The following is a 16,297-nucleotide window of genomic DNA, read 5'->3' as shown; positions in this document are numbered from 1 at the left end:
CGGCACTATTGCTTGCGCGGATCCCGCGGCTTCTGCTGCAGCGGCTGCATCGCGCGGAAGCGCTGGCCGTATTCGTCGGTGAGGTCGCGCGCTTCCTGCGGATTGCGCACGACGGTGGGCGTGATCAGGATGACCGTTTCCTTGCGGATCGTATTGGTTTCCTGGGTGCCGAACAGCGCGCCGATCACCGGGATCCGGCTCAGCCCGGGCACGCCGTCGGCGTCCTTGCTGGCGGAGTCGTTGATGAGGCCGGCCAGCATGATCGTGTCACCGCTCTGCACGGCGGCCTCGGTCTTGAGCTTGCTCGAGTCGATGCGGACGTTGCCGTTGACGTCCGGGACGATGCCCGGGGTACTGATCTCCTGGACGATTTCCATGAAGACCATCCCGTCGCGACTTACGCGGGGACGGACTTTCAGGATCGTACCGGTATCCAGGTATTGCACCTGGCTGACCGTGCCCTCGGTGCCCTGGTTGGGATTGAAGGTCACCGACGAGATTGGAATCCTGGCGCCGACATTCAACGTCGCTTCGACGTTGTTGCGTACCAGGACCGAAGGCGCCTGCAGCGTCTGCAGGTCCCCGACCTGGTCCAGTGCGCTCACGATGGCGGCTGCATTCCGACCCAGGAAGGTCCAGCCGATGCCGTTGTTGGTAATGGAGCCGGCGATGTCTCCCCAGAACGACCGCGCGGTGGCGTCGGGAAGTCCCGCGCCGCCATTGACGCGCGTGGCGTCCACCGCGTTCTCGAAGAACCAGCTGACGCCGTATTTCAAGTGACCCGACAGAGTGACCTCGACGACCTGCGCTTCGATCTGCACCTGCAAGGGCATGACGTCGAGCTTGGCGATCACATCCTTGATCGACTTCCAAGCGCCGGGCGAGCTGCGCACGAGGATCGAGTTGGTTTCCTGCACGGCGGACACGCCGACGCGGTCGCCGTTCACTTCCAGCGTGACCGTGCCGTTGCCGGAGCCCGCGTTGCCGTTGCCGCCACCCAGCGACATGCCTTCGCCGGTGCCCGACATGCCGCTGTCGCCGCTGCCGCTGTCGCCGCTGCCGCCCTTGATGTCGGCCGCGCTGCCGTTGCCGGTGTCGCGCAGTTCCACCGACTCCAGGCCCGGCATCATCGACACCTGGCCATTGCCGCTGCTGCTGCCGCCGCTGCGGCTGCCACCGAACACTTCGGCCAGGCGATCGGCCAGGTCCTTGGCCTTGATGTACTTGAGCTCGTAGGAGTACAGCTGGACGTCGCCGCCGGCCCCGTCGATGCGCTCGAGCCATTCCTGGATGTCGTCCAGGTAGGCGGCCTGCGGTGTGATCACCAGCACGGCGTTGGCGCCGTCCAGCGGCATGAAGCGGAACATGCCGGCGACGGGCGACTTGGACGATTCGCCGAAGACCTTTTCCAGGTCGGCGACGACCTTGTTGGCCTTGCCCGTGGTCAGGGGGAACACGCCCACCGACATGCCCGAGAGCCAGTCGACGTCGAAGATCTCGACGGTGCGCAGGTAGTTCTCGAGCTCGGCGCGGGTGCCGGCCAGGTTGATGATGTTGCGGGCGTTGTCGACGCTGACCACGGCGTTGGGACGCGCGTAAGGCTTGAGCACCTTCTCCATCTCGGTGGCCGAGATGTAGCGCAGCGGGACGGCGCGGACTTCGTAGCCGCGCGCCAGCGACGGCGCGCCGGTGCGCGGGGCGACGGCGCCGCTGGCCAGGGCCTGGTCGGCGGGCACGACGTTGTAGCGGCCGCCGGTGTAGATCAGGCGGGCGTTGTTCCAGCCCAGGACCATCTCCAGCAGGTTGAGCGCCTCGGCCGGGCTGACCGGCTTGGGCGTGCCCAGGGTGACGGTGCCCTGCACGCCCGGGGCGATGACGTAGTTCTGGCCGAGCATGTCGCCCAGGATGGCCTTGACCACGGCGTGCAGCGATTCGCCTTCGAAGTTGAAGGTGGCGCCGCCGCCGGTGGTGGGCAGCGCGGGCGGCGGCGCGGAGGCGGCCTGCTGGTTGATCACCTGGCCGGTGCCGCGGCGGATCTGCGGGCGGGGGCCCTGCTCGGTGTCGGGCAGGGGTTGGACGCCGTCGCGGGCCGGCAGCACGACTTCATCGGCCGAGGAGGTGCCGGCCTGGGTCTTGAGGGCCTGGGGATTGGCGTCGCGGCGGATGTCGGCCACCGGCGCGGTGCTGCAGGCGGCAAGCGCGAGCAGGACGGCGCTGGCGATCGCGCGCTGGGCCAGGGTGTTGAGATCGATGCGGCGCGAGGCGGGACGCGAAAGGGTGGTACGCGAAGCCATGGAGACGCTACCGGTCGGAGGGATCGGGTGGGAATTCATGCAGGGACTCTACTTGACCGGCGGTTTCTGGTTCTGCCGGCGCAGCTGCTGCTGCTCCTGCAGGGCTTCCTGCCGCAGTTGCGCGCGGCGGGCCTCGATGCGTTTGCGGATGGCGTCCATCTGCGCCTGCTCGCTCTGCGGCGGCGAGGGACGCGGGGCGGCGGGATCGGCCGGGGTCGTGATCGGGGCGTTGGCCTCGGCCACGGCCGGGATCGGCGGCGCCGGCGGTTCGGTCATCGCGTCGGTGGGGACGGTGCTGCTGTTCGGTCCCGGGCCGGTGCTGGCCACGGTCGGCGCTTCGCCGCCGACGCCGTCGAACACGCCCAGCTCCAGGGTGCGCTCGCCTTCGGGGCCGACGAACACGGCGCTGCGCGGGTTGAGCGTCTGCAGCATCCAGCCGGGCAGCGACTCGTGCGCCTCGCCCAGGCGCACGCGCAGCGGCGCGGTGTTGCCGTCGGGCGCCTTCAGGATGGCCATCTTGAAGGCCGGCGTGATCAGCACGCTGGTCAGCACGTAGTCGAAGGCCTTGGCCTGGGTCTCGGTGCCTTCGGGCTGCAGCGAGAACGGATGCGGGCGGCGGTCGTCGGCGAACAGCGGGCGGCTGGCGGTTTCGGCGTACTGGCCCAGCGGGCCCAGGCGCTCGGGCACCGGCTTGGGCAGCGTGGGCAGGCGGCGCAGCAGGCTGTCGTCGTCGGGCAGCAGCGGGTATTTCTGGCCCATGCCGGCCAGCGCGAGCAGGAGCACGACGACCGCCCACAAGGCGGTGGCCGCCAGCAGCCAGGTGCGGGGGCCGGCACTGTCAAAGCGCATTGTCGACCTCGGGCATGCTGGTGTCGGTCGTCATGCCGGCCGGCGCGCGGGCGCCCGCCGGACGCGCGGCGGCGGCGCTGCCGGCCGCGGGCTGCAGGTAGCCGGACAGGTCGAAGCTGATGTCCAGCCCGCCCTGCGAGGAGCCTTCGCCCGGGTTGAAGAAGACGCGCTGGCCGAGCACGTTGAGGTTGTTGACGAACAGGCGCGGGGTGCCGCCTTCCAGTGCGTGCAGCACGCTGGTGAGTTCGGGCGTGCCGCAGCGCAGGCGGACCTGCACGGTGACCTTCTCGTAGACGGTCTCGCGACCGGACTCCTGCAGCGGCGAGCGGTTGGAGATCTCGCAGCTGCGCTTGCCGGGGCTGGCCTGGGCGACGACGGTCTCCAGGCGCTGCACCAGCGAGGCGGTGGCCAGTTCGGCGCTGCGCTCGGGCAGGAAGCCGGGGGTGTTCTGCAGCTGGGCGCGCGCGGCCTCCAGGCGCTGGCGCACCTGCGGCGCCTGCCGGACCTGCATGCGCAGGCGCAGTTCGCGCTCCTGCAGGTTCTCGATCTGGGCGTCGGTTTCCTGCATCGGCACCGTCCACCACGGGTGGACCAGCATGAAATAACCGAGCAGCACCAAACCCAGCAGCAGGCCCAGGGCGAGCCAGCGATCGCGCTTACTGACCGGAACCTGCACGGGCGCCCTCCTTCGGTTCCGGGCCGACTTCGGCGGTGAGCGTGAAGCGGTCCTTGTGCGTGGTCGGATCGGTCTGCAGCGCGCCGGCCAGGGCCGGGTTGCGCCACAGCGGCGAGTCCTGCAGGCGGCCGATCAGCGCCGGCGCCTCGTTGCTCAGGCCGATCAGGGTGAGGCGGTTCTCCTCGATGGCCAGTTTCTCCAGGAAGGTGCCGTCGGGCAGGCGGCGGCTGAGCTCGTCGATGACTTCCACCGCGGTCGGCGTCTCGCTGCGCTTGCGCTGCAGGAACTTCTGTCCCTCGATGAGGGCCGTGAGTTCCTGGTACTGCGCCGCGGCGGCCTGGGCCGGGGCGGTCTGTTCCTTCACCTTGGCCTCGAGCATCTCGGCGGCGAAGCGGCGGTTGAGCAGGACCTGGTAGAGCGCCAGCGCGATGGCGAGCACGGCCACGGCGGCCAGGACGAAATTCCACAGCGCCCAGGGGTCGCGCGTGCGGCGGCGCAGGGCGGGATCGAGCAGGTTGACCTGCAGCGGCGTGCCGTCGGTGGCGGCCACGTCGATGCCGGCAAGGTGCGGGGCGAGCGGGCCGAGGGCGGCCAGCTGCGGGGCCAGGGCGGTGCGCGGCACGGCGACGAGCTCGGCGTCGATCGGGCCGTCGGCCTCGCGCCGGTTGACGACGCGGGCGTCGAAGGCGACGGCGTCGATGGTGAAGGGGGTCTGGCGTTCGATCTCGAAGCCGACCACGTCGCGCAGGCGCTCGGCGGCGGCGGCTGGCAGCGGCATCCGGCGGCGCAGCGAGGTGGCGGCGGGCAGCAGCAGCCAGCGCGGCAGGTCGGACAGGCGCGGGCCCAGGACGGGGGCGAGCAGGTCGCGGCCGTTGGCGTCGGCGTCGGTGCCCACCAGTTCGGACAGGGTGGGCACGGTGCCCAGGTCGGCGATCTCGTCGCCGCGTTGCAGGCGCAGCAGCAGGCTGTCGCCTTCCACCTGCAGCAGCAGGCGGCCGCGGTCCATGCCCAGCAGCTGGCGCACCTGCGGCGGCAGCCACGCGGCCAGCGCGCGCCCCCACCACGCCAGGAAGCCGCCCGGCCCGCGTGAGGTGCCTCCCAGGCGCGAGCGGAACCGGCCGAGCCGGTCCTGCAGCCGCGTGGGGGCAGTGGGATTCACGGTGGCGATGCTGGCTTCTCCTGGCTGGCCGGGCCGCGGGTGCGGACCGGTCGGATGATTCCCGGACCGCGCGCATCCTGCGATGCCCGTCGGGTCCGTGCATTTGTGCTGCATGCACTTCTACCGCATGCACTTCTACCGCATGCCCTTCTACCGCATGCCCTTCTACCGCATGCACCGGTACCGCGTGCACTCCCGCCGCGTGCATGCCTGCCGCACGCGTTTTCACCGCCTGCCTGTTCGCGGCACGCCGCCTTCCGGCACGCGTGTCCGCCGCACCCTGCCCCGCCATGACGCCGGGCGCCGGACCCGAAGGCCGTGGCGTGCCCCGTGGTCGCCACGACGGCGGCCGGCCGGTACATCCTTTGCTGGATCAGCCCCTGGCGGATCATGCACCCGCGCCTCGCGCCTGCGCATCCCTTCGCCATCGTGCCGTCCGTGGCCGCGCCGGTGGACCGGTCAGTCACCGGCTTGCCACCGCAACGGTGTGTAGGACGTGCCCGGCACCGTGCCGCCTGCACGCACCACCGCCCTGAGCACCGCTTCGCGGCGGTCGGGCAGCCGTGCGCGGCTCTCAATACTATACGTGCCGCTACTGCCGCCCACGAGCGAACCGCCGTCGGGCAAGGCCGGCGGCGGCTGGCCGGAGGCCGGATTCCAGCGCTCGCGCAGGGCGACGACCTGCCGGCCGTCCAAACCCATCGCGTTCAGCACCGGGGCCGCCGCGAAGGCGGGGTCCGGGCGCGCGCGGCCGCTGAACACCGTCAGGTAGGGCTCGATGCGGGCATAGAGCTTGGGGGTGAAGCCGATCACCTGCTCGAGCTCGGCGACGCTCTCGAACTCGGCGTCCTTGGCGCCGTAGGGCAGCCCCGCGGCGGCGTAGTCGTCGTCCTCGCCGCCACCGGCGGGCTGGCTGAGGTTGTCCGGGTCGCGCCAGTCCATGATCGCGGCGGCCAGCTGCATCGCCTGCTGCTGTTCGATCTCGAACCCCTGCAGGAAGGTCGTCAGCAGGGTCATGTCGGCCTGGTTGAGGTCGATCTTGCCGTTCTCGTCGACCAGCTTGACCTGGATGTCGGCGCCGCCGTAACGCCACGGATGGGCGCGGCCGTCAGGCAGCCACTGGCGGCGCGGGTCGCTGGCGGCCACGCGGGTGAGCGCGTATTCCAGACCGGCGCGGGCGGCGTTCTCGGCCACCATGCCGCGCACCAGCACGCGGCCCTGCAGGTGCTCGGTGCCGGCGATCAGGGCGAACGCGCCGACCAGCGCGGCCAGCAGCGCGATCAGCCACAGCACCAGCAGCAGCGCGGCGCCGCGCGCGCGGGCGCGGCGGCGGAAGCGACCTGCGGTGGCGACGGCGCCGCTCACAGCATGTCCGGGGGCGCGGTGCCCACGACGCTGGTGGCCAGCGGCAGCGCGACGACCATCGGCGGCCACGGGCGGCCGCCGACGTCGGTCAGGGTGACTTCCACCAGCAGCGGCATCTGGTCGACGTTCTCCCAGCGTTCCTGCCACTCGCCCAGCCCGCCTTCGGCGGACAGCGCGCGGTAGCGGAAGCGTGCCGACTGCAGGTTGCCGGCCAGCATTTCCGGCGGACGCGGGTCGGTTTCCTCGACCACCTGTCCGGCCAGCACCATGCTCAGTGACAGGCTCAGGCGCAGGTGCTCGCCGTCGCGCTCGATGATGAATTCATGCAGGTAGGGGCCGCCGCGTCCCAGGTAGTCGGGCAGGTCGGCGACGAACTTCATGCGGTCGGGCTCGCCCTCGAAACGCTTGGCCAGGCCGGAGGTCTGGTCGAAGGTGTAGGGCACGGGGCGCGCGCCGACGAGCCGGCGGCGCAGGAAACTTTCCACCGCCCGCACGCGCTCGTTGTTGGAGGCGATGGCCTCGCCGCGCTGCGTGGTCTTGGTGGCCGCGCCGATGGTGGCGAAGGCCAGCGCCAGGCCCATCGCCAGCAGCATCGTGGCCAGCACGATCTCGATCAGGGTGAAGCCGCGCGCGGTGCGTGCGGCGGTGCGGCGGTGGACGCGCGCGCTCACAGTTCGGCGTCCACGTTGGGCGGCAGCATGCGCAGCGAGCGCAGCAGCAGGCGCTGGCTGGGGCGGGCGTCGCCCCAGGTCACCAGCAGCTGGACCTCGACGATGCGCGGCGCGGACAGGTCCTGCGGGGTGTTGGCCGGCTGGGTCGGGTCCTTCCACGGATGGACGTCCAGTTCCCAGCGGTAGCGGCCGTTGTCGAAGTCGCCGTTGTCGCGGCCGGTGCCCAGCGTTTCGCCCACGCCCAGCTGCGCCAGCAGCGACTGCGCGTGCAGCGCGGCGGTGCCGGAGTCGGCGGCGTAGCGCACCTGCCGGGCGGCGCCGGACAGCGTTCCCAGCAGCAGCGTCAGCGCGGCGGCCAGCAGCGCGAAGGCGACGATCACCTCGAGCAGGGTGAAGCCGCGCTGGCGCGGGACCGGGCCCGGCGCGTGGCGGTGGGACATGGGGCGGCGCGCGGTCATCGGGTCACCTCGCCGCGGCGCAGCTTCACTTCGCCGGTGAGCCAGGTGACGTCGATGTTCCAGGCCTGCTTCTCGACGCTCAGCTGCACGCGGCCGCCGGTGGAGGCGCCGTCGGCGAAGAACATGATCGCGCCCTCGCCGCGGCGCGGCTGCACTTCGCGCGCGCCGGTGAAGACGATGGTCATCTTCTCGGGGATCTCGCCGTCGCGGTCGTTGGGAGCGGTCCACGTGCGCGCCTGCGGATCGATGGTGAAGCGCTGCGGGCGGCCGGTGGCGATGGCCTGCGCGCGGGTGTAGCGCAGCTGCGCGACCAGGGTCTTGGCCTGGCTGCGCAGCTGGATGCCGGACAGCCCGCCGGTGACGATGCCCGTGGCGAGCAGCGTCGCCGCGGCGATCAGCGTGATCACCACGAGCATCTCCAGCAGCGTGAACCCGTGGTGGCGGTGCTTCATGGCGGGACGTGCGATCGCATCGGCGCCGGCGGCCCGCGCCGGCGCGGGTGCGGTCATTCGAAGACGATGTCGGCGTCGACGCTGGTGCCGCCGGACTTCTTGTCGGCGCCCAGGCTCTTCAGGTCGAAGGGGCCATTGGTGCCGGGCGTGCGGTACTCGAACGGCGTGCCCCACGGATCCTTGAGGTCGCCGGCCTTGTAGTACGGGCCGAGCCAGCCGGAGGCGTCGCCGGGCGCGGTGACCAGTTCCTCCAGCGTGTTCGGGATGCGGCCGGTGTCCATCTCGAACTGCTCGATCTTCTGCGCGATGGTCTGCACTTGGCTCCGGGCGAGCTTGACGTTGGCGCTGTCCTTGCCGCCCATGATCTTGGATGCGGCGAAGGCCACGATGCCGCCGATCAGCACCACCACGATGATGATCTCGATCAGGCTGAAACCACGCTGCGCGGCGCGGGCGGCCACGGGCTTGAACGAACGCTTGAACTTCATTGCTTTCATGGGATCAACCTATCGAATTGGTGAGGTCGTAGATCGGGGACAGCACAGCCAGGATGACCATGCCGACGACGCTGGCCAGGATCAGGGTGATCACGGGCACCATCGCGGCCAGCATGCGGTCCAGCGCCTGACTGGTTTCCGCATCGAAGGTGTCGGCGGTCTTGAGCAGCATGGTATCCATGGCGCCCGACTCCTCGCCCACCGAGATCATCTGCAGGGCCAGGCGCGGGAACCGCTTGCCCCGGGCCAGCGCCGTGGACAGCGCGACGCCGTTCTTGACCTCGGTGGCAGCGGTTTCGACATCGGCCGCCAGCACCCGGTTCCCCAGCACGTTGCGGCCGATGCCCAGGGCGGTCAGCAGCGGCACGCCGTTGCGGACCAGCGTGCCCAGGGTGCGGGCCAGGCGGGCGGTCTCGACCTTGGCCACCAGCGGGCCGACCAGCTTGCGCTGCAGCAGCCAGGCGTCGAACTTCTCGCGGAACACCGGGTCGCGGCGCTTGCGGTCGAACCACCACGCCAGCAGGGCCGGGATCACCAGCAGGATGATCCAGAAATCGCGCACGAACAGGCCCACGCCCAGCACCAGGCTGGTGAACAGGGGCAGCTCGGCGTCCAGGCTTTCGTACATGCCGGCGAACTGCGGCACCACGTAGCCCAGCAGGAACAGCAGGCTCAGGCCGACCATCACCAGCAGGATGATCGGGTAGATCAGCGCGTTGACGACCTTGCCCTGCAGCGCGCGGGCGCGCTCGAGGTACTCGGCCAGGCGCGAGAGTGTCTCGTGCAGCGTGCCGCCGGCCTCGCCGGCGCGGATCATGTTGATGTAGAGCCGCGAGAACATCCCGTGCTGGCGCTCCAGCGCCGTCGACAGCGCGCTGCCGCCGCGCACGGCGTCGCGCACGTCGGTGATGGTGCGCTTGGAGGCTTCGTCCTCGGGCAGCTCGAGCAGGATGCCCAGCGCGCGGTCCAGCGGCTGTCCGGCGCCGAGCAGGGTCGCCAGCTGCTGGGTGAACTGCACCAGCCGCGCGCCGGCGAAGGGCTTGGGCTTGAACAGGCTCTTCCAGAACGGCGCCCCCCCACCCTCGCTTGCCAGCCGCGCCTCGACCGGCAGATGCCCCTGTTCCTGCAGCCGCGCGACCACCTCGGCGTTGCTGGCGGCCTCCATCTGGCCGTCGAGCAGTTCACCGCGGGAGTTGAGGGCCTGGTAGTGGTAGAGGGGCATGGGGGTCCGGGGTGGGGTTGTGCTGGCTTGGCGTCTGGCTCGGAGTGACTTGGCTCGGGAGTTCTTCAGCTCGGGACTGCTCCGGCACGAATGCCCTTCCTCTTTGCTCGTCATTCCCGCGAACGCGGGAATCCAGCGACTTCCGTCTAACCAACGATGTCCGGCCAAAGATCGCGCCAATATGGATTGGTCTGTTCAACCAGGTCAATCTTCCACGCCCGGCGCCACTTCTTGAGCCTTTTTTCCCGCGTTATGGCTGAATCCATCGTAGCGTGCAGTTCGTACCACACCAGCGCACCGATGCCGTGCTGCTTCGTGAAGCCGTCAACCACGTGGTTGCGATGTTGCCAGACCCTGGCGACCAGGTCGCTTGTGACTCCGATGTACAGGGTGCCGTTCCGGCCATTGGCCAGGACGTACACCGCGGGCTGTCGTTCCATGACAAGGCTCCAAGGCGCTGGCTTCCCGCGTTCGCGGGAATGACGATTTGTTACTTGATCCGAGTTTCAGAACCTCGCGACACAGTGGGCTCCAAGGCGCTGGATTCCCGCCTTCGCGGGAATGACGATTCATTATTTGGATTTCCTGCTTCAGAGCCTCGCGATCAAGGAGGAATGACGAAGCCCGTCCTTACGCATCCTCCGTCACCCGCAGCACTTCCTCGATGGTCGTCTCGCCCATCATCGCCTTGATGATGCCGTCCTCGTACATGGTGCGCATGCCGCCCTGGCGGGCGATCTGTTCGATCTCGCCCATGCCGGCGTGGCGCATGACGGCGCGGCGCAGTTCGTCGTTCATGACGAGGAATTCCATGATCGTGGTGCGGCCCAGGTAGCCGGTCGGGGCGAGGGCCGAGCCGCGCGGGCGGTAGAGGAAGATCTCGCCCTCGGGCTGGTAGCGGCGCAGGCCGAATTTCTCGATCTCCTCCGGCGAGGCCGGGTACTGCTCGGCGTGCGTCGGCTCCAGGCGGCGCACCAGGCGCTGGGCGAGGATGCCGTTGATGGTGGAGGTCAGCAGGTAGTCCTCCACGCCCATGTCGAGCAGGCGGGTGATGCCGCCAGCGGCGTTGTTGGTGTGCAGCGTGGACAGCACCAGGTGGCCGGTGAGCGCGGACTGGATCGCGATGCGGCAGGTCTCCAGGTCGCGCATTTCGCCGATCATGATGATGTCCGGGTCCTGGCGGACGATCGACCGCAGCGCGTGCGTGAAGTCCAGGCCGATCTGCGGCTTGGCCTGGATCTGGTTGATGCCTTCGATCTGGTATTCGACCGGATCCTCGACGGTGATGATCTTGACGTCGGGGGTGTTGAGCTTGGACAGCGCGGTGTAGAGCGTGGTGGTCTTGCCCGAACCGGTAGGGCCGGTAACCAGCAGGATGCCGTGCGGCTGGTCGAGCACGTGCTGGAACTGCGGCAGGAAGTTGTCGGTGAAGCCCAGCTTGTGGAAATCGAACACGACCGTCTCGCGGTCGAGCAGGCGCATCACCACCGATTCGCCGTGCGAGGTGGGCACGGTGGACACGCGCAAGTCCAGTTCCTTGCCCTGCACGCGCAGCATGATGCGGCCGTCCTGCGGCAGGCGGCGCTCGGCGATGTTGAGCTTGGCCATGATCTTGATGCGCGAGATCACCGCCGCGGTGAGGTTGGCCGGCGGGCTCTCGCCTTCTTCCAGCACGCCGTCGATGCGGTAGCGCACCTTCAGGCGGTTCTCGAAGGGCTCGATGTGGATGTCGGAGGCGCGCAGTTCGACCGCGCGCTGGATGACCAGGTTGACCAGGCGGATGACCGGCGCCTCGGAGGCCAGGTCGCGCAGGTGCTCGACGTCCTCGAACTCGCCGCTGCCCTCGCCTTCGGCGGTCTCCACGATCGCGCCCATCGCGCTGCGGCCCTGGCCGAACCAGCGTTCGATCAGGTCCTCGATCTCCGAGCGCAGGGCCACCCGTGGGTGGACCTCGCGGCCGGTGGCCAGGCGCACGGCGTCGAGGGTGTAGCTGTCCTGCGGGTCGGCCATCAGCACGTCCACGCTGCGCTCGGTCTCGGCGACCGGGCAGACATGGAACTGTTTCATGAAGCGCAGGGTGAGGCTGACGCCTTCGGGCGGCAGCTCGGGGGCGTCCTTGGCGCTGACCAGCGGCAGGTCGAGCACGGCGGCGACGGTCTCGGCGTGGTCGCGCTCGGAGACCAGGCCCAGCCGCGACAGCAGGCCCAGCAGGCTGCCGCCGGACTCTTCCTGCAGGCGGCGCGCGCGGCCGAGGTCGGCCTCCTTGAGGCGGCCCTTTTCCAGCAGCGCGTTGACGATGCGCTCGTCCGCGCCGGGGTCGATGGTGGTGTCGTTGACTACTGCGTTCACGCGATCCAGCCCGGCAGCACGCCCGATTCGGCAAGACCGGGACTTTATCAGCCCGGGTGCGGGGGCGGCAGGCCGGCGGCCGGGGTGACCGCCGTATGCGTCATGGTCAGATCGTCCCAGCCGCGGGTCACGGCACTTGGGCCGCTGACTTTGCTGAATGGTCCGGACCGCGACAGCCCGCCACCGACCCGATAGATTCGCCAGTCCGGATCCGCGTCAGGGGGCGCAATGAACCGACCCGTACTTGTGCTGCTGGTACTCGGTGGCCTGGTGTCGCCCTGGCCGTCCGCCCATGCGGCCGAAAGCCGCAGCGGCTGCACCGGCTTCGTCACTTCGCTGCCGGCCACGATCGCCACGCAGGGCGTGTGGTGCCTGGACCGCAACCTGTCCACGGCGCTCACGTCCGGCGCCGCCATCACCATCGCGGCCAACAACGTGACCCTCGACTGCAACGACCACGCGGTCATCTCGACCGACCGGGCCATTTACGGCGTGCGCATTACCGACCGCCTTAACGCAACGGTGCGCCACTGCACCGTGCGAGGGTTCTATATCGGCGTCCTGGCCACCGGCATCGACGGCGGCGCCCACCGCGTGGAAGACAACCGGATCGAGCGTTCCGGCGTCCTCGGCATCGGTGTCGACGGTGCGCACAACCTCGTGCAGCGCAACCTGGTGACCGATACCGGATCCGGCGATGACGTCACGAACGCCGTTGGCATCCTGGTGGCGGGCGACGCCGTCGACAACACCGTGTCCGGAGTGTGGGCAGGTTACGAAGACTATGCCGGCATCGGGATCGAGCTCCTGGGGGTTGGCTCGAAAGCGCGGGGCAACCTGGTGCGGAGGGTCAGCCAGTCTGCTGACGGATACAGCGTCGGCCTCTGGCTGGGTGCTGCCAACCAGATCGCCATGGACAACCGCCTTATGGGATCGTCGTGGAATATCCACGGCATCCGGGCCGAACCCGGCGCGCTGTGCCGTGGCAATACGCTGACCCGATGGCGGATCCCCCTGGAAGGTTGCGCTTACGCGCCGGAGAACCTGCTGCAATGAAAACCACAGACGCCAGAACGAATGCGTTTGCCCGCAGCATTGCCCTGTTCGCATGCGCGACCCTGCCTCTCGCCGCGGCCGCAGCCGAGTCCCTGGATTCGTGCACCGGCTTCGTCGACGCGCTGCCGGCCACCATCAGCGCACCCGGCATCTGGTGCCTGCGGTCCAACCTGTCCACCGCGATCACGAGCGGGGCCGCGGTCACGGTGGCGGCCAACGACGTCGTGATCGACTGCAACGACCTGAAGATCGGCGGCATGGCCGCCGGGCCGGCTTCGATGGCGGTCGGCATCTTCGCCAACGAACGCACCAGCAACATCACCGTGCGCCATTGCAGCCTGCGCGGCTTCCACACCGGGATCAACCTGAGCGGGCAGCGGCACCTGGTCGAGGACAACCGGCTCGACCAGAACCTGGTGGCCGGCATCGCCACCACGGGGGCGGACCACCGCGTCCGCCGGAACGACGTGTTCGACACGGGCGGACACGCGCGCGAGGCCGTCGCCTACGGGATCACGGCCGAAGCGGACATCAGCGGCAACCGGGTGGACAACGTGTTCGTGGCCGGCCCCTCGCCGGTGGAGGTCGTCGGCATCAAGCTGAGGGCCTACGCCCTGGAGGCCCGCGGCAACAGCGTGCTCGGCGTGATGGGCGACGCCAACGCGTCCGGCATCGCGGCCGTCGCGTTCGTGCCGTCTTGGCCGGCCACCGTGGTGGACAACACGGTCGCCGGCACCGGCGGCAGCGCGGGCATCGGCATCCGCGCGTCCGGGGTGGAGATGGCGTGCAGCCGCAACGTGGTCAGCGGCTACGCGACGTCGTACAGCGGGTGCACGCAGAGTTTCGGCAACGTGGCGGTGCCCTGAGCGGTATCGGGCGCGTGTCGGGCCCGCCGTAGCGTCGCAGGGCTCGCGTTGACGATGGGCCCGTGCTTCCCCGCCGGGGCGGCGACCGTCCAGCCGGACGAACGCCTCCGGGGCGCGCGCCACCGGCACGCCGCGGCCGGAATGGGGGCGCAAGCGCGTAAAAGAGCGGGAGGCGCGGCCACATTCCGCGCCGAGTCCCTTCTTCTCTCCGGAGCTTCCATGACGATCCGCCACCTGCTCGCCGCCCTGGGCCTGCTCCTCGCGCTGCACGCGCGTCCCGCAGCCGCCGCCGAGAGCTACGACAACTGCACCGGCTTCATCGAATCGCTGCCGGCCTACATCTCCCAGCAGGGTGTGGTGCATGCGCAGGGACCTGAGCACGGCGATGACCAGTGGCAATGCCGTCGTCATCGCGGCCAACAACGTCACCCTCGACTGCAACGGGTTCAAGCTGGGCGGACTGGCCGCGGGCCCGGCGTCCACCGCATGGGGCGTGTATGCCAGCGATCGCCTCAATGCCACGGTGCGTCACTGCAACATCCGCGGCTTCTTCATCGGCCTGTTCCTGTCGGGCGGCGGCGGGCACGTGGTCGAGGACAACCGCTTCGACCAGAACCTGGGCACCGCGCTGGCGATCCGCTACGGCACCAACACGGCCAACCTGGTGCAGCGCAACCGCGTGTTCGACACCGGCGGCGGACCCTATTCCACCGCGGCGATCGTCGCGGAGGGCGACATCATCGACAACACCGTGGTGGGCGCGTTCTCCGCGGTCGCCGGCGGCACCACGACGGGCATCTCCGCGTTCGGCGCCGGCACCGAGGTGCGCGGCAACCAGGTGCGCGAACTGGTGCCGGGCAGCGGCGGCCTCACCTACGGCATCTTCGTCAACGTGACCCGCGTGGCGGTGGCGGACAACCGCATCGCCAATCAACCGGCCCAGGCGGGCATCGGGATCATGGGCTTCGGCGCCACCGATACCTTCTGCGCCGGCAACACGATCACCGGCTTCGGGACGGGCATGAACGCCTGCCGCAACTCCGGCGGCAACGACTGGTGGTGAGTTGACGGCCGCGGCGGCGGCGCCGGACCGACCCGGAACCCGCGCGGCGTTCATGTAGGATCGCCGCGCCCCGCCTGCGCGTAGGTGGGGCGCGCGCGTCGGCGCCCTGCCGGGATGAGCAACTCCTGGCCGGGCCGCACGACCCGGATCCTTCGACCCCGCCGCGCCCTGGAGGCGCCACGATGATCAACACCCGCCACGCCACGACCCTGCTCGCCCTTGCCTGCCTGGCCCTCGCCGCGCCCACTGCAGGCGCCGCCGAAAGCTACGACAACTGCGCCGGCTTCATCGATTCGGTGCCGACCACCGTGTCCAGCCAGGGCGTGTGGTGCCTGCGCAAGGACCTGTCCACCGCGATGACGTCCGGCGTGGCGATCAACATCACCGCCAACAACGTCACCATCGACTGCAACGACTTCAAGCTCGGTGGGCTCGGCGGGGGCGCCGGCACCAACATGCGTGGCATCGAAGCCCAGGGCAAGCTCAACACCACGGTGCGCCGCTGCAACATCCGCGGGTTCCGCGACGGCATTTCCTTCATCGGCGGCGGCGGCCACCTGTTCGAGGACAACCGGCTGGAGGCCAACACCTACAGCGGCATCTCCCTGGCGCTGGTCGACGAATCGATCGTGCGGCGGAACATCGTGCGCGACACCGGCGGCTCGACCAGCCTGCTGGCCTCGGCCGTGGGCATCTCGACCTGGGGCACGGTCGACATCCTCGACAACGCGGTCAGCGGCGTGGAGCCGACGCCCGGGACCGAGGGCGAGGCGAGCGCGTACGGCATCGTGGTGCACGACAGCACAGGCGCCAGCGTGCGCGGCAACCGCGTCCGCGGCCTGGTCCACGCTGGCGCGGGCGTCAGTTACGGGATCCACAGCCGCGACGCCTGGCGCGTGAGCTTCGTCGACAACCAGCTGGTCGGCGCCGGGACGGGCGTCGGCATCAGCTGCGAGGAAGGGACCGGACGGGCCCGGGACAACGTGATCGATGGCTTCGCCGACCCGCTGGTGGCTTGCACCGACGCCGGCGGGAACACGCTGGAGCCGTGATCCGCGGACCGCGCGTGCGCCTGCTGCAGGCGCGCGATCGCGACTGTCCGCGATGCAGCAGGCTGGCGCTCGGCGGTGCGCTGGTCCGGCCGGGCGGAGCGTCATCGGCCCGGGCAACCGGTCCCTGATTCGCCTGCAGTTCTTCCCCGGGAGGGCGCCCGGCCCGGGCGCCATCTCTCCGTCGCCAGCGGTCTCCTTCCATTCCAACGCGTATGGACCGACCGGGCCGGGACCGACGAACGGTTATAAGCGACCGACGAACGCAACG

General features: G+C 69.9%; 16 protein-coding genes. 4 read left to right on the top strand and 12 right to left on the bottom strand.

Features of this window, described 5'->3' with window-relative positions; translation table 11 throughout:
- Positions 1–5: 5 nt before the first annotated feature.
- From gspD to gspE, 12 genes are all read right to left on the bottom strand, one after another.
- On the bottom strand, positions 6–2,294 hold the full coding sequence (gene gspD, locus I8J32_RS07720; RefSeq protein ID WP_200610344.1) for a type II secretion system secretin GspD: 2,289 nt from the start codon (positions 2,292–2,294) through the stop codon (positions 6–8).
- Between the two features lie 48 nt (positions 2,295–2,342).
- On the bottom strand, positions 2,343–3,143 hold the full coding sequence (locus I8J32_RS07715; protein ID WP_200610342.1) for a general secretion pathway protein GspN: 801 nt from the start codon (positions 3,141–3,143) through the stop codon (positions 2,343–2,345).
- Positions 3,133–3,819 carry a type II secretion system protein GspM gene (gene gspM / locus I8J32_RS07710; RefSeq protein ID WP_245156449.1) on the bottom strand — a complete coding sequence of 229 codons (687 nt, stop codon included), beginning with the start codon at positions 3,817–3,819 and terminating at the stop codon, positions 3,133–3,135. The genes I8J32_RS07715 and gspM overlap by 11 nt, the downstream gene beginning before the upstream one ends.
- Positions 3,800–4,978: a PilN domain-containing protein gene (locus tag I8J32_RS07705; protein ID WP_245156448.1), complete on the bottom strand. Its 1,179-nt coding sequence runs from the start codon at positions 4,976–4,978 to the stop codon at positions 3,800–3,802. The genes gspM and I8J32_RS07705 overlap by 20 nt, the downstream gene beginning before the upstream one ends.
- 459 nt (positions 4,979–5,437) lie before the next feature.
- Complete coding sequence (locus tag I8J32_RS07700) at positions 5,438–6,343, bottom strand: type II secretion system minor pseudopilin (RefSeq protein ID WP_200610338.1); 906 nt, start codon at positions 6,341–6,343, stop codon at positions 5,438–5,440.
- Entirely contained in the window at positions 6,340–6,936 is a 597-nt protein-coding gene (locus I8J32_RS07695) for a general secretion pathway protein GspJ (protein WP_200612999.1), read from the bottom strand. The genes I8J32_RS07700 and I8J32_RS07695 overlap by 4 nt, the downstream gene beginning before the upstream one ends.
- Before the next feature lie 74 nt (positions 6,937–7,010).
- Complete coding sequence (gene xpsI, locus I8J32_RS07690; protein ID WP_245156447.1) at positions 7,011–7,472, bottom strand: type II secretion system protein XpsI; 462 nt, start codon at positions 7,470–7,472, stop codon at positions 7,011–7,013.
- Positions 7,469–7,981, bottom strand: a complete 513-nt coding sequence (gene xpsH, locus I8J32_RS07685; protein WP_407060998.1) for a type II secretion system protein XpsH — start codon at positions 7,979–7,981, stop codon at positions 7,469–7,471. The genes xpsI and xpsH overlap by 4 nt, the downstream gene beginning before the upstream one ends.
- Positions 7,978–8,412, bottom strand: a complete 435-nt coding sequence (gspG, locus tag I8J32_RS07680; RefSeq protein WP_200612991.1) for a type II secretion system major pseudopilin GspG — start codon at positions 8,410–8,412, stop codon at positions 7,978–7,980. The genes xpsH and gspG overlap by 4 nt, the downstream gene beginning before the upstream one ends.
- 13 nt (positions 8,413–8,425) lie before the next feature.
- On the bottom strand, positions 8,426–9,643 hold the full coding sequence (gene xpsF, locus I8J32_RS07675) for a type II secretion system protein XpsF (RefSeq protein WP_200610335.1): 1,218 nt from the start codon (positions 9,641–9,643) through the stop codon (positions 8,426–8,428).
- A 146-nt stretch (positions 9,644–9,789) separates the two neighbouring features.
- Positions 9,790–10,083, bottom strand: coding sequence for a GIY-YIG nuclease family protein (locus I8J32_RS07670; RefSeq protein ID WP_200610333.1), 294 nt, complete (start codon positions 10,081–10,083; stop codon positions 9,790–9,792).
- 190 nt (positions 10,084–10,273) lie between these two features.
- Positions 10,274–11,992, bottom strand: a complete 1,719-nt coding sequence (gene gspE, locus I8J32_RS07665; RefSeq protein ID WP_200610331.1) for a type II secretion system ATPase GspE — start codon at positions 11,990–11,992, stop codon at positions 10,274–10,276.
- A gap of 228 nt (positions 11,993–12,220) precedes the next feature.
- On the opposite strand from gspE, the gene I8J32_RS07660 reads away from it, so the two are divergent.
- The 4 genes from I8J32_RS07660 to I8J32_RS07645 all read left to right on the top strand — a co-directional run bounded on the left by I8J32_RS07660 (position 12,221) and on the right by I8J32_RS07645 (position 16,029).
- Positions 12,221–13,048: a right-handed parallel beta-helix repeat-containing protein gene (locus tag I8J32_RS07660; protein ID WP_200610329.1), complete on the top strand. Its 828-nt coding sequence runs from the start codon at positions 12,221–12,223 to the stop codon at positions 13,046–13,048.
- On the top strand, positions 13,045–13,914 hold the full coding sequence (locus tag I8J32_RS07655) for a right-handed parallel beta-helix repeat-containing protein (RefSeq protein WP_200610328.1): 870 nt from the start codon (positions 13,045–13,047) through the stop codon (positions 13,912–13,914). Before I8J32_RS07660 ends, I8J32_RS07655 begins: the two co-directional genes overlap by 4 nt.
- Before the next feature lie 361 nt (positions 13,915–14,275).
- Positions 14,276–14,977, top strand: coding sequence for a right-handed parallel beta-helix repeat-containing protein (locus tag I8J32_RS07650; RefSeq protein ID WP_207526857.1), 702 nt, complete (start codon positions 14,276–14,278; stop codon positions 14,975–14,977).
- A 182-nt stretch (positions 14,978–15,159) separates the two neighbouring features.
- Positions 15,160–16,029, top strand: a complete 870-nt coding sequence (locus I8J32_RS07645) for a right-handed parallel beta-helix repeat-containing protein (RefSeq protein WP_200610319.1) — start codon at positions 15,160–15,162, stop codon at positions 16,027–16,029.
- Positions 16,030–16,297: the final 268 nt, after the last annotated feature.

Source organism: Lysobacter solisilvae (assembly GCF_016613535.2).
Taxonomy (GTDB): Bacteria; Pseudomonadota; Gammaproteobacteria; order Xanthomonadales; family Xanthomonadaceae; genus Agrilutibacter; species Agrilutibacter solisilvae.
The sequence above is the reverse complement of the archived record's forward strand: the minus strand, read 5'-3'. Positions and strand labels throughout refer to the sequence as shown.

Excerpts from the sequence above, each read along its gene's own strand:
- gspD (WP_200610344.1), bottom strand. The coding sequence starts at position 2,294 with ATGGCTTCGCGTACCACCCTTTCGCGTCCCGCCTCGCGCCGCATCGAT.
- I8J32_RS07715 (WP_200610342.1), bottom strand. The coding sequence starts at position 3,143 with ATGCGCTTTGACAGTGCCGGCCCCCGCACCTGGCTGCTGGCGGCCACC.
- I8J32_RS07695 (WP_200612999.1), bottom strand. The coding sequence starts at position 6,936 with ATGCTGCTGGCGATGGGCCTGGCGCTGGCCTTCGCCACCATCGGCGCG.
- xpsI (WP_245156447.1), bottom strand. The coding sequence starts at position 7,472 with ATGACCGCGCGCCGCCCCATGTCCCACCGCCACGCGCCGGGCCCGGTC.
- xpsH (WP_407060998.1), bottom strand. The coding sequence starts at position 7,981 with ATGACCGCACCCGCGCCGGCGCGGGCCGCCGGCGCCGATGCGATCGCA.
- gspG (WP_200612991.1), bottom strand. The coding sequence starts at position 8,412 with ATGAAGTTCAAGCGTTCGTTCAAGCCCGTGGCCGCCCGCGCCGCGCAG.
- xpsF (WP_200610335.1), bottom strand. The coding sequence starts at position 9,643 with ATGCCCCTCTACCACTACCAGGCCCTCAACTCCCGCGGTGAACTGCTC.
- I8J32_RS07670 (WP_200610333.1), bottom strand. The coding sequence starts at position 10,083 with ATGGAACGACAGCCCGCGGTGTACGTCCTGGCCAATGGCCGGAACGGC.
- I8J32_RS07660 (WP_200610329.1), top strand. The coding sequence starts at position 12,221 with ATGAACCGACCCGTACTTGTGCTGCTGGTACTCGGTGGCCTGGTGTCG.
- I8J32_RS07655 (WP_200610328.1), top strand. The coding sequence starts at position 13,045 with ATGAAAACCACAGACGCCAGAACGAATGCGTTTGCCCGCAGCATTGCC.
- I8J32_RS07650 (WP_207526857.1), top strand. The coding sequence starts at position 14,276 with ATGCGCAGGGACCTGAGCACGGCGATGACCAGTGGCAATGCCGTCGTC.
- I8J32_RS07645 (WP_200610319.1), top strand. The coding sequence starts at position 15,160 with ATGATCAACACCCGCCACGCCACGACCCTGCTCGCCCTTGCCTGCCTG.